The organism is Ruegeria sp. BG9, from assembly GCF_056538305.1.
The window spans coordinates 230427-243131 of record NZ_JBQFSY010000002.1; the positions used below are offsets into that span (position 1 = coordinate 230427).

General features: G+C 59.3%; 10 protein-coding genes and 1 tRNA gene. 4 read left to right on the forward strand and 7 right to left on the reverse strand.

Going from position 1 to position 12705, the window contains the following annotated elements:
• Both dmdD and ACR0I8_RS04785 read right to left on the reverse strand, forming a co-directional pair.
• On the reverse strand, positions 1-810 hold the full coding sequence (dmdD, locus tag ACR0I8_RS04780; RefSeq protein ID WP_170689437.1) for a methylthioacryloyl-CoA hydratase: 810 nt from the start codon (positions 808-810) through the stop codon (positions 1-3).
• A 22-nt stretch (positions 811-832) separates the two neighbouring features.
• Positions 833-2596 (reverse strand): acyl-CoA dehydrogenase family protein, encoded by a 1764-nt coding sequence (locus ACR0I8_RS04785; RefSeq protein ID WP_170689436.1) that lies wholly within the window; start codon positions 2594-2596, stop codon positions 833-835.
• Positions 2597-2710: 114 nt separating this feature from the next.
• On the opposite strand from ACR0I8_RS04785, the gene ACR0I8_RS04790 reads away from it, so the two are divergent.
• Together ACR0I8_RS04790 and ACR0I8_RS04795 are read left to right on the forward strand one after the other, a co-directional pair.
• The gene (locus ACR0I8_RS04790) at positions 2711-3739 is read left to right on the forward strand and encodes an AraC family transcriptional regulator (RefSeq protein ID WP_170379894.1); all 1029 of its coding nucleotides are present in this window, start codon (positions 2711-2713) and stop codon (positions 3737-3739) included.
• 110 nt (positions 3740-3849) lie between these two features.
• Positions 3850-5256, forward strand: coding sequence for a bifunctional enoyl-CoA hydratase/phosphate acetyltransferase (locus ACR0I8_RS04795; protein ID WP_170689435.1), 1407 nt, complete (start codon positions 3850-3852; stop codon positions 5254-5256).
• 8 nt (positions 5257-5264) lie between these two features.
• Here the strand turns inward: ACR0I8_RS04795 and arsB are convergent, their stop codons facing one another.
• Genes arsB through ACR0I8_RS04815 form a run of 4 tightly spaced genes read right to left on the reverse strand, consistent with a single transcriptional unit; the run spans position 5265 to position 9370 of the window.
• On the reverse strand, positions 5265-6284 hold the full coding sequence (arsB, locus tag ACR0I8_RS04800; protein ID WP_170689434.1) for an ACR3 family arsenite efflux transporter: 1020 nt from the start codon (positions 6282-6284) through the stop codon (positions 5265-5267).
• Positions 6281-7546: an organoarsenical effux MFS transporter ArsJ gene (gene arsJ, locus ACR0I8_RS04805; RefSeq protein WP_170689433.1), complete on the reverse strand. Its 1266-nt coding sequence runs from the start codon at positions 7544-7546 to the stop codon at positions 6281-6283. Before arsJ ends, arsB begins: the two co-directional genes overlap by 4 nt.
• Positions 7543-8541: an ArsJ-associated glyceraldehyde-3-phosphate dehydrogenase gene (locus ACR0I8_RS04810; RefSeq protein WP_170689432.1), complete on the reverse strand. Its 999-nt coding sequence runs from the start codon at positions 8539-8541 to the stop codon at positions 7543-7545. Before ACR0I8_RS04810 ends, arsJ begins: the two co-directional genes overlap by 4 nt.
• A 1-nt stretch (position 8542) precedes the next feature.
• Positions 8543-9370: an arsenate reductase/protein-tyrosine-phosphatase family protein gene (locus tag ACR0I8_RS04815; protein ID WP_170379903.1), complete on the reverse strand. Its 828-nt coding sequence runs from the start codon at positions 9368-9370 to the stop codon at positions 8543-8545.
• Between the two features lie 165 nt (positions 9371-9535).
• Here ACR0I8_RS04815 and ACR0I8_RS04820 point away from each other — a divergent pair.
• Positions 9536-9611 (forward strand) — tRNA-Thr (locus ACR0I8_RS04820).
• 194 nt (positions 9612-9805) lie between these two features.
• Here ACR0I8_RS04820 and ACR0I8_RS04825 read toward each other — a convergent pair.
• Positions 9806-11281 (reverse strand): NAD-dependent succinate-semialdehyde dehydrogenase, encoded by a 1476-nt coding sequence (locus ACR0I8_RS04825; RefSeq protein WP_170689431.1) that lies wholly within the window; start codon positions 11279-11281, stop codon positions 9806-9808.
• 260 nt (positions 11282-11541) lie between these two features.
• Here ACR0I8_RS04825 and ACR0I8_RS04830 point away from each other — a divergent pair, with 260 nt between their 5' ends.
• Complete coding sequence (locus ACR0I8_RS04830) at positions 11542-12621, forward strand: coiled-coil domain-containing protein (protein WP_170689430.1); 1080 nt, start codon at positions 11542-11544, stop codon at positions 12619-12621.
• The last annotated feature ends 84 nt before the right edge of the window (positions 12622-12705 follow it).

Here is a 12705-nt window from a genome sequence, read left to right on the forward strand (position 1 = left end):
TTAATTGTTGGGCCGCACGCGCGCGGCGGTTTTGTTGGCAAAAGCTTCCAGCCGTTCGCGCGCGGCGGGCTGGGTGTTGACCACACCTCCGACCACGGCTTCGGCATAAGCTGCATCCATGCCGGACATATTGTTCAAATGGCTGATCGCCGAACAGATTGCAAAATTGGTCAAAGGCAGGTTCTGCGCGATTTGGTCTGCCAGTTCCATTGCCTTGGCCATGCTGCCACCGTCTTCGGTGATGTACTGCGCCAGTCCAAGATCGACAGCCTCTTGCCCCTGGTAGACGCGACCGGTCAGGATCATGTCGATCATGCGATATTTGCCGATCATGTCCGAGACGCGGATGGTTGCGCCTCCGCCCGTGAAAATCCCACGCTGACCCTCGGGCAAAGCGAAATAGGTGCCGGGGTCGATGACGCGGATATGGGCGGCGCTGGCAAGCTCCAGCCCGCCGCCAACCACCGCGCCTTTCAGGGCGGCGATGATCGGCACGCCACCATATTCCATCTTGTTGAACGCCTCATGCCAGCGAAGGCAAACATGCATGAAGTCATCGGGGCTGCGGTCGGCTTTCCAGTGTTCAACCAGATCCAGGCCTGCGCAGAAGTGATCTCCCTCGCCGGTCAGCACAACCGCCCGCACGCCAGCCATGCGTGCGCCGCTGAAAAAGCGGATCAGTTCTTCGATCGTGGCCACGTCCAGTGCATTGCGCTTGGTCGGGCGGTTCAGGGTCACGACATAGAGGCCGTTGTCACGCTCGGAAATCGCGAGGTTCTCATAGGTAGCGGGGTTCACGACATCATTCATGAGTCAGATCCTTTTAAAGGCGTTATTCAGGGAAGGCCGCGTCAAGTAAGCTGCGCGCGCCGTGCAAGATGCGGGTTTGTTCGGCACTGCATTCCGGCAGGATATGCTGGGCAAAGAACAGCGCGGTGGCGATCTTCTGGGTCATGAACTGCGTGTTCTGCCCATCATTCAACGCAGCCTGCGCCGGGGTGACACCTTTTGCCAGTTTCCAACCCGCCGCAAGCGTACCTGCCAGCATCAGGAACGGGACCGAGCCCGCAAATGCGGCGTCGATGTCCTTGCGGCTGTTTTCCAACAGCCATTCCAGCGCGGCTTCAAACGTGCCGCGTGCCTGCGCAAGGCTTGCGCTGATGGCTTGCGCGGTGGCATCGCCTTCTGCCAGCTCGGCTTCGGTCGCTGCGATGCGGGCGGTGAACCGGCGGGCGGTCTCGCCCCCGTCGCGCATGACCTTGCGACCCAGAAGGTCGTTGGCCTGAATGGCGGTGGTGCCTTCGTAAATCGGCAGAATGCGCGCGTCGCGATAGTGCTGAGCGGCGCCAGTTTCTTCGATAAAGCCCATGCCGCCATGGATTTGAACGCCCAGAGAGGCGACCTCGACCGCGCGTTCCGAGCAGAAGCCCTTGACCAGCGGAACCATGAACTCGGCCAGAGAGGCCATGTCCGGATCATCCTGATGGTGTGCGATGTCCAGCAGCCCGGCTGTGGCCGCCGCCATGGCGCGCCCGCCTTCTGTGAGGCTGCGCATCCGCATCAACATGCGGCGCACGTCGGGGTGCTGGATGATCGCAACCGCGTCCTTGACCTGACCATTCACGGGGCGGCTCTGGACCCGGTCCCGTGCATAAGCCAAGGCGCGCTGATAGGCGCGTTCTGATGTCGCGATGCCCTGAACGCCGACCGAAAAGCGCGCGGCGTTCATCATGATGAACATGTATTCCAACCCGCGGTTTTCCTCACCGATCAGGAAGCCAGTGGCGTCTTTGTATTCCAGTACCGCCGTTGGGCTGGCGCGCACGCCCAGCTTGTGTTCGATGCTGACACAGTTCACGGCATTCTCGGCCCCGATCGAGCCATCCTCTGCCACCATCTTCTGCGGGACGATGAACAGGCTCAGCCCCTTCGGTCCGGCGGGCGCGTCAGGGGTGCGGGCCAGAACCAGATGGATGATGTTCTCAGTCAGGTCATGCGCGCCATATGTGATGAAAATCTTGGTGCCGGACACGCCATATCTGCCATCTTCGCGTTGCACCGCCTTGGTCGAAACGCGACCCAGATCGCTGCCCGCTTGGGGTTCGGTCAGGTTCATCGTGCCCGACCAGCGCCCAGCAATTAAAGGCTCTAAATAGGTGGCTTTCTGCGCGTCCGAGCCTGTCAGCAGCAGCGCCTCGATCGCACCATCGGTCAGCAAGGGACACAGGCCAAAGCTCATATCGGCGGCGTTCAGCATCTCGACTGCCGCCGCGCCAACCGTACGCGGCAGTCCCATGCCGCCAAACTCAGGCGGGTGTGTAAGGGCCTGCCAGCCCATCTCGACAAATTGCGCATAGGCCTGCGCATCCCCTTCGGGCATCTTCACGCGACCGTTGTCAAACTGTGCGCCCAACGTGTCTCCGATATGGGACAAGGGCGCGATCTGTTCGCTACAGAACCTGGCATAGCCTTCTAGCGCAGCGCCGATATCGGTCAGTTCGAAGTCCGAGTAAGCGTCCAGAGTGGACACTGTTTCCCAATGGGACAGGTGTTCGATACAGAACATCAGATCCTGTACGGGTGGCTGATAGGACATGCCAGAATCCCCCAATGGTAATTGTGGTTTTACGTCATTTACCTGCCGTTTAGCTTGCCGAAAAGCTCATATATTGCCAAGTTACTATCCGATATTGCCAAACTGGGGGCGATCATGGTCAGTAATGACCCCATCTCACTTACGACCGTTTCTGCCGGTTTCATCCAGGATTGGCTTAAGGCGCTGAGAGTGTGTTGCAGCGCAGATCAGATGCAGTTCCTGCTGAGCCGTTCGGGCCTGCACGCCAGTGCGTCAGAGCCTGCGCAGCGTGTGACGCTTCAGGAAATCGCTCGCCTGTACCAGCTGGCCGCGCCTGAGACGGGGGACGAGATGATGGGCCTGTGGAGCCGTCCCATTCGGCCGCGCGCCCTGCAGCACCTTGTGACCGTTCTGCGCGAAGCAAGCAGCCTGACCTCGTCGCTGTATCGCTTTTCGACATTCTGGAACTTGTTGCTAGACGATTTCCACCTGGATCTACGCACCGGGCCGGAGGTGGCTGAGCTTTCGCTGGTACCGTATCGGCAGGACACGGCACCCCAGCGCTTTGGTCATATGCTGATCCTGAAACTTGCGCATGGGCTGCTGTCATGGCTGGGCGGATCGGAAACGCCGGTAAAGGCCGTTCGCTTTGCCTTTGCGCGGCCCGGTTTTGCGGCGGACTATGCGGTTGTCTTCCCCTGCGCGGTGACATTCGATGCCCCGCAGACCAGCATTCTGTTCGATCCGCGCCGCTTTGATCCCCCGATCACGCGCAGTCCGGCTGAGGCGTCTCTATTTCTGGAACGCGCACCGATCGACTGGATTTTCACCAACTCACGCGCCCATACAAACAGCCTACAGGTCCGGGCGTTCCTGTATCGGACGTCCTGGAAAAGCAGCCAGCTTCCCGATGCGGCCCTTGCTCTGAAGATGACGCCCCGGACCCTGAACCGGCGTCTCAAGGACGAGGGCACCTCGTTTCAGGACATCAAGGACGCCCTGCGCCGCGATATTGCGATCCGCGCCCTGCAGCAAAGCGGCGACAGTATCGAACAAATTGCGTTCGACACGGGGTTCTCCGCCCCGGCGAATTTTCACCGCGCGTTCCGGAAATGGACCAACCGCAGCCCGGGTTCGTATCGCGCACAGGATCGCGCAGTCTGACCGTCGCGGCGCTTGCATGTCTCTGTCATATTGAGCCTTTATGGGTCTTTGAACAGCAACTGTTCGGGGTGTCTGCCCAAGGGTTGGCTTTTATATTGAAAGGGGAATGAATGTCATCGGATGAGGATACAGGCATCGGCTTTATCGAAAACCGGCCGTTTGATGAGATCAGCGTCGGAGATACGGCCGAACTGTCCCGTACCCTGACCGCGCAGGATATCGATGCCTTTGCGGCGGTCTCAGGCGATGTGAACCCGGCCCATGTGGATGAGGCCTTCGCGCAGGAGGATGTCTTTCACAGGGTGGTCGCGCATGGCATGTGGGGCGGTGCGCTGATATCCAATGTTTTGGGCACGCAATTGCCGGGGCCGGGGACGATTTATCTGGATCAGACCCTAAAATTCCTCAAACCCGTTGGTATCGGGGATACGGTCACTGTGCGCGTCACCGTGACCGAAAAGCAGCCCGAGAAGAAGCACGTCACTCTGGATTGCCTCTGTACGACTGGCGATGGCAAGCCTGTCATCACCGGACAGGCCGTTGTGATCGCGCCAGACAAAAAAGTCAAAAGACCCCGAATGGCGATGCCGGATTTGGTTTTGCATCACCGGGGCGCCTCCTATGACCGATTGCTGAGCGCGGCTCGGAAAATGGACCCATTGCCCACAGCCGTGGTCCATCCCTGTGATGAAAGCGCGTTGGAGGGGGCGCTCTCGGCCCGGGATTTAGGTTTGTTAGAGCCTGTTTTGGTCGGCCCGCGCAGCCGAATTCTACATGCGGCGGATGCGGCCGGGTTGGGTATCGGCGGGCTCGAGATCATTGATACACCGCACAGCCATGCCTCGGCCGAACGGGCGGTGCATCTGGCGCGGGATGGTCGTGTGAAGGCCTTGATGAAGGGCGCGTTGCACACGGATGAGGTCATGTCGGCCGTCGTCTCCAAGGCCAATGGTTTGCGCAGCGAACGCCGGATGAGCCATGTCTACGTCATGGACGTGCCGACCTATTCCAAACCGCTTCTGATCACCGATGCGGCCATCAACATAGCGCCCGATCTACAGACCAAGGCGGACATGGTTCAGAATGCCATTGATCTGGCTCGCGCCATCGGGATCGAGACGCCAAAAGTAGCGATCCTGTCAGCGGTTGAGACCATCACACCCCGGCTGCAATCCACGGTCGAGGCTGGTGCCCTGTGCAAAATGGCGGATCGCGGGCAGATCACGGGTGGTATGCTCGATGGCCCTCTGGCCTTTGACAACGCTGTGTCGATGCGCGCGGTCACGACCAAGGGCATCAAGTCCGACGTGGCGGGGCAGGCCGATATACTGGTCGCGCCGGACCTTGAGGCCGGCAACATGATTGCCAAGCAGCTAATGTATCTGGCCGGAGCCGAGGCCGCAGGGATTGTTTTGGGCGCGCATGTTCCGATCATGCTGACCAGCCGCGCCGATGATCGCCGCACTCGCATCGCCTCGGCGGCGATTGCGGTGCTGTATGATCATTCGGTGCGGTGAATGGTTTACTACGTCGCGGGTTCGGGAAACCGGGCCCGCGTGCGGTTTGCGAAGGCAACCAGTGACAACATCACCGGCACCTCGACCAGAACACCCACCACCGTTGCAAGCGCCGCCCCGGAGTTTAGGCCGAACAGGCTGATGGCGACCGCTACGGCCAGCTCAAAAAAGTTTGAGGTTCCGATCATTGCGCAAGGCGCGGCGATGCGGTGTGGGACCTTCAGGGCATAGGCGGCCCCATAGGCCACCGCGAAGATGCCATAGCTTTGGATCAGGATCGGCACGGCGATCAAGACGATGACCATGGGCTTGGCCAGGATCGTCTCTCCCTGAAGGCCGAACAGAATGACCACCGTTGCGATCAGGCCCATGATCGACCACGGCTTGACGCGGGCAGAGAAGGCGTCGATGGCCTTCTGCGAGTCCAGCCGCTTGCGGGTGATCAGGCCAGCAATCAGCGGCAAAACCACATAGAGGACAGTTGCCAGAACAAGCGTTTGCCATGGGACCGAGATATCGGTGACCCCTAGCAAGAAGGCCACAATGGGCGCAAAAGCCACTACCATGATCAGGTCATTTACTGAGACCTGCACCAAAGTATAGGTCGCATCGCCTTTGGTCAGTTGCGACCAGACGAATACCATCGCGGTGCAGGGTGCGGCCCCCAACAGGATCAGACCCGCGGTGTATTGTGCTGCGTCTTCTGGCTGAATCCACGGGGCAAAGACGTAATCGAAGAACAACACGGCCAGTAGAGCCATGGTGAAGGGTTTGATCAGCCAGTTGACCACCAGCGTCACGATCAGGCCTTTGGGTTGCCGGGCCACGCCCGCGACCGCTTTGAAATCGACGCCGACCATCATCGGATAGACCATGGCCCAGATCAGCAGGGCCACGACCAGGTTGACGCTGGCCACCTCGGCCCCGGCGATCAGGCCGACCAGACCGGGCGCGGCCAGCCCGATCAGCACGCCGCCGACCATGGCGAGGGCGACCCAGATGGTCAGATAGCGCTCGAAGATGCTCATGAATATGCCTCAGTTGTTTGATCGGTCAGCTTGCCCGAAGTGAGCGCCGCAAGCGCCACCATGACAGCCGCTGTGCCCAGCACAAGGGGCAGACCGCCGACTTGATAGGTAAAGCCGGACAGGACGGTGCCCAAAAGGCGGCCTGTCGCGTTCGCCATGTAGTAGAAGCCGACATCCATCGTGACCCGCTCAGACTTGGTGAAGGCGAGGATCAGATAAGAATGCAGGGATGAGTTGACGGCGAAGATTGCTCCGAACACCAGAAGGCCTACGACCAAAGTGATTGTCAGCCATGTCTCCGGCCCGGACGATAGAAAAACTGCCAGTGTTAGAGCCGCAGGAACGCAGAAAAGCATCGCAGCCCAGCTGCGTGCAGCGCGGATCAAATCGCCTTCGGACCGGTCTGAGGCCCGTAGGATCTTGGGCGCGTTGGCCTGAATAACGCCGTAGAGGATGATCCAGAACGCCAGGAAGGTGCCGATCATGAAAAAGGCGGCGCGGTTGCCCTCTTCCGTACCATCCGAGAGGACGGCGTAGAAATAGATAGGGATGCCGACTACGAACCACACGTCGCGGGCACCGAACAGGAAGACCCGCGCGGCGGACAGCCAATTGACGTTGGCAGATTTCGAGAAGACTTCAGAGAACTTCGCGCCCTTGCGCCCTTTAGGCAGGCCGGGGGGCATGAAGCGGATGACGGCGAACAGGATCACGGCGAGAACGAGTGCCATCACGATGATCGCCGCCTGAAAGCCCAAAGTCGCCAGCATCGCCGCGCCCAACAGGAAGCCCAGCCCTTTCACGGCGTTCTTTGATCCGGTCAACACCGCCACCCAGCGAAACAGCCCGCCGCCCTCAGTCGGGGCCAGCAGCTTCACCGCAGATTTTGAGGACATCTTGGCCAGATCCTTGGCCACTCCGCTTGCGCCTTGCACGATCATGACGAAGGCCACAGATGCGCCAATCGCCCAATTAGGGTCTAGTTGCGTCAGCGCCAGCAGCGCCACAACCTGCAAGCCCAGCCCTGCATAGAGCGTCGAGGTCAAGCCAAACCGCGCCGCGATCCAGCCCGCTGCAAGGTTCGTCACCATCCCGGCGATTTCATAGAGGACAAACAGATAGGCCAGCTGCACCGGCGAGAAGCCAAGCGTATGAAAGTGCAACAGCACCAGCATCCTCAGGGCTCCGTCGGTCAGCATGAAGGTCCAATAGGCCGCCGTGACCGCGATATAGGCCGACAGCCCCTCGGGCCGGTCGGTCACAGCGAGGCCCCAACCATCAGCGCCACATCGACCAGGCGGTGGGCATAGCCCATCTCGTTGTCATACCAGGCATAGATTTTCACCTGTGTCCCGTTCACCACCATGGTCGACGGCGCATCGACGATCGAAGAGCGCTCGTCATTGGTGTAGTCGGTTGACACCAGCGGACGGGTCTCGTAGCCCAGAATGCCGTTCAACTCACCTTCGGTCGCGGCTTTGAAGAAGGTGTTGACCTCTTCGACGGTGGTCTCACGCTCAACCTCGAACACGCAGTCGGTCAGTGAGGCGTTAAGTAGCGGCACGCGCACCGCATGGCCGTTCAGACGCCCTTTGAGTTCGGGGTAGATCAGCGTGATCGCCGTGGCCGAGCCGGTTGTGGTCGGGATCAGCGAGTTCAGGGCCGAGCGTGCCCGGCGCAGATCCTTGGCGGGACGATCCACGATGGTCTGCGTGTTGGTCACATCATGGATCGTGGTCATCGAGCCATGGCGGATGCCCAGATTCTCGTGGATGACCTTCACCACCGGGGCCAGACAGTTCGTCGTGCAGGAGGCTGCGGTCACGATCTGATGGGTCGCGGGATCGTAGATGTCATCATTCACGCCCATCACGATATTGGCAGTCGGGCCGTCCTTGACCGGGGCCGAGACGACAACTTTTTTTACGCCCGCATCGAAATAGGGGGCCAGTTTTGCCTCGGTCTTGAAGACACCGGTGCAGTCAATCACCACATCGACGCCGTCCAGCGGCAGAGCGCTCAGATCCTTGGTGCCGATGAAGGGCAGGCGGGTGCCGTTGATGGTGACGCTTTCGTCATCATGCTCGAAAGTGGCGTCCCAGCGGCCATGAACCGTGTCGAATTCCAACAGATGCGCGTGCATCTCGGCATCTCCGACCGCATCGTTGATCCAGGCGATCTTGGCGCCTTTCTCCAACAGTGGTTTCAGGGCCAGCTTTCCCATCCGGCCCAGGCCATTCACAGCATATGTGGTCATTTCAGTCTCCGACAGAGGTTCTGCCGATGTCATCGACAGCAGATTGCAAAGCGATCCGGTCGAGGCTTTCGACCGGCAAAGAGGTAAACGCCTCGATCCGGCGCTTCAGCGCGCCATAGGCGTTTTGAAAGGCGAGGCTTTTCTCGGCATCGGTTCCGGTGGCTTTCACCGGGTCTTCCATGCCCCAATGGCCGCTGATCGGTTGGCCTTCCCAGGCCGGGCAGTCTTCGTTCGCAGCTTGATTGCAAACTGTAAAAACAAAATCCATTTCTGGCGCACCGTCGGCCGCAAATTCCGACATATGCTTGGAGCGCAGGACCGAAGTATCGTGACCCTTGTCCTGCAACACCTGCACGGCAAAGGGATTCAACTCGGACGCGGGCTGCGTTCCGGCGGAATAGACGGTGAACCTGTCGCCACCCAATTGGCGCAGCAGTGTTTCGGCAAAGATCGAGCGGGCGGAATTGCCCACGCATAGAAACAGGACGTTGAACTTGCGGTCAGTCATGTCTTCATTTCCCTGTGTGAAAGGCATGCAGATATCGGGACGACCCCGGCAGCAATCGACGACCAGAAAATCCAGCATTCCCTGAACTTTAGCCATGTCGACGGAATAAAGCAGAGACGTGCCAGAGCGTTCCTGTGTCACCAGCCCGGACCTTTGCAGCGCATTCAGATAGTTCGACATGGTGCTGGGTTTGATATCCAGCTCCGAGGCCAGCTCACCCGCTGGCACGGTGTCAGGAAACCGTCGCATTAACATGCGAAAGACTGTGATGCGTTGCGGATGCCCCAGAATGGCCAGCTGATCGGTGATCTCTTCTATCATATTTCATGAATTATGGAAATATATATTGGTGGTCAACCGGGAACCCTATTGTGTCACAGAATTTTCATGAAGCCTCGGCGCGCTGATCCGGGCTTGCAGGCGCAGACCTGACGAATTAAAGAAGCCTTCGCATCCTTCCGAATTCAGCTTCGGAGGACCAACGGTGCCGCTGTAGCTCAGCTGGTAGAGCACGTCATTCGTAATGATGGGGTCGGGGGTTCGAGTCCCTTCAGCGGCACCACTTGTTTCTGAATAAACACCCCGGCCAAATGGAATACCCCGGATGCGCGAATTGTTGAGACGCGCGCCTTGCTGACGGCCCGTTCAAATCCACGTATCTTAGCTCTTTTGTGAGGAGTGGAGAGATTTCAGGAGGAGCAAACCCTGTCATATCAGTTGCCCCCCTCAACGCGACGAGAGGGGCAGTCTTCCAGTTCAGACCGACAAGCAGACGTATTTCATTTCCATATAGTCTTCCATACCGTGGTGGCTGCCTTCGCGGCCAAGGCCGGATTGCTTGACGCCGCCGAACGGGCCCAACTCGGTCGAGATGATGCCGGTGTTCACGCCGACGATGCCGTACTCCAGTGCCTCAGCCACCTTGTAAACGCGGCTCAGGTCCTTGGCATAGAAATACGAGGCCAGGCCGAAGATCGTGTCGTTGGCCATGGCGATAACGTCATCTTCGTCCTCGAACTTGAACAAGGGCGCAAGTGGGCCAAAGGTTTCGTCCTGAGCGACCATCATGTCCTGAGTCACGCCGGTCACGATCGTGGGTTGGAAGAAGGTGCCGCCCAGATCATGAGGCAGGCCGCCGGTCAGAACCGCGCCACCTTTGTCGGTGACGTCCTTGATATGCTCTTCGACCTTGGCCACTGCGTCGTCGTTGATCAAGGGGCCGGTGGTTGTGCCAGCGCTCAGTCCGTCGCCGACTTTGAGCGCCTCAACCGCAGCTTTCAGCTTGGCGGCAAAGGCATCGTAGACGCCCGCCTGCACGTAGATGCGGTTGGCGCAGACACAGGTCTGGCCGTTATTGCGGAACTTGCACAGCATCGCACCTTCGACGGCCGCATCCAGGTCGGCATCGTCGAACACGATGAAGGGCGCGTTGCCGCCCAGCTCCATCGAGCATTTCATGACCTGATCGGCCGCCTGGCGTAGCAGGATGCGCCCCACCTCGGTCGAGCCGGTAAAGGTCAGCTTGCGCACGCCCGGGTTCTCGCAGAACTCCTTGCCGGTCTCGCTGGCCTGAGTCGATGGCACGACGTTGAAGACACCCGCAGGCACGCCCGCCTGCTCCGCCAGCAGCGCCAGAACCAGAGCGGACAGTGGGGTCTCTGTCGCTGGGCGCGCAACAAAGGCGCAGCCCGCAGCCAGTGCCGGGCCCGCCTTGCGGGTGATCATCGCGTTAGGAAAGTTCCACGGTGTGATCGAAGCCGCCACGCCGATTGGCTGTTTCATCACCATGATCCGCTTGTCGCGCTGATGGCCGGGAATGGTCTCGCCATAGACCCGCTTGGCCTCTTCCCCGAAAAACTCGATGAAGGAGGCGCCATAGCCGATTTCGCCAACAGCCTCGGCCAGCGGCTTGCCTTGCTCGGCGGTCAGGATCTTGCCCAGATCCTCGGCGTTTTCCATCATCAGGTCGAACCAGCGGCGCAGGATGGCGGCGCGTTCCTTACCGGTCAGCTTGGCCCATTCCTTCTGCGCGGCTTCGGCCTGTGCGATGGCGCCTGCGACCTGCGCGCGGCTGACATCGGCAACTTCGGCAATCACGTCCCCGCGCGCGGGGTTGGTCACTGCGAACGTGCCGTTATCGCCATCCACCCATTGGCCGCCGATATAGGCTTTGGTCACCAGAAGGTCGGGATTCTTCAGCAGGGATTTCAGATCGGTCGTTGCGTCCAGCATGGGTCAGCCTCCGGCAATATTTGCGTTGCGCGCACCCAAGCAGGTGTCATGCGCTTTGTCTATGTCCATTGTTGCGCGGCGATGAACCCAGTTTGCCCTTTCCCACCGCGAAGCGACTTTGGCACCCTGTCGGTGCCCATATGGCTTTCATTTCTCTTGGGAGTTTGCGACAGTTTTCGAGATTTCCGAGCGATAGGGGATGTAAATGAGTGTTACATTGCCTATCTATATAGAAATATAAAGAAAAAGGGATAGCGTAGATGTCGAACCAGCAATTTGAGGCATTGATCAAAGAGACTCAGTCCAAGGTGCGTGAGTCGCAATCGCAGATCGAAGGCCTGACCTCACGGATCGAGGCCGCACGCGCCAAGATCGGTACGGCCGAGGCGGATATCGACATCGAAAATGCCACGCTTGAGGACGTGCATGCCCATACCGAAGTGATGAACGCCAATATCGCTGAGCTGATCATGGGGCTGGACGATGTCACCAGTGCGTTTTCCAAGGATTTCGACGAGATGCGCTCGAAAACCGGGTGGGAATCGTTTGTTGGCATCTTCTCGAAAGGCAAATCCGAGTCGATGCGGCAGGAGCGGATGCGCATGGCCAACATTGACGACAAGCTGCAGGACCTGATCGCCAAATCCGACGTGATCGTCAAACTGCTGGAGGGGCAACTGTCCGTACTGGAAGAACAGCGCGTGAAGGTCGAGGACAACCTGACCGTCACTCTGGACGACCGTGAGGCGACCGTTGCAGAGCTCGAGGCGCTGCGGGCCGAGATTCAGGGCATGGACCCGACGATAATCACCTTGGAGAACAAGATCAGCGTCGAACAGGACGCCGCCGCGCGTACCCAGTTGGAAACCGAGTTGGCCGAGCTGAACAAGCAATACAACGCCAAGGTTCAGGAAGAGCAGATCAAGCTGGCCAAGTCACAGACGCTGGAGCGCTATATCGAAAAGGGCAAGACCTGGGTCGATTCACTGCAAAATCAGGCGGCGACGCAGATGGTACTGATCAACAAGCTGCAGACAGACACGCAACAGCGCGTGGTGCTGTATGACGCCCTGACCAAATCGCTGAAAACCGCGCAGCAGCAGGACGTGGCCCACCGCATCAACGAGATCGGCGTTCAGACCGACCAAGAGGCGCAGACGGCAATGGCCGCCATCGGCACCGCGACCAATCAGAAAATGGCCGACATGCTTGAGGCGCACGAGGACCACATGGTCTTTGCCCGCGACGTGTTGGAGAAAAAGGCCAAGGCGGACGAACGCTTTGCCCGTCGTTTTTCCGCGATTGTCGAGAAGCATGATAAGAACTTGTACGGCGGATGAAGTGGTTTAGTCGAAGCGACGTAAGGCTGCTCAGGTTTGGCCTATTTCTGGTAGTTTGGCCGATTCCTATATTTGGCCTAACAG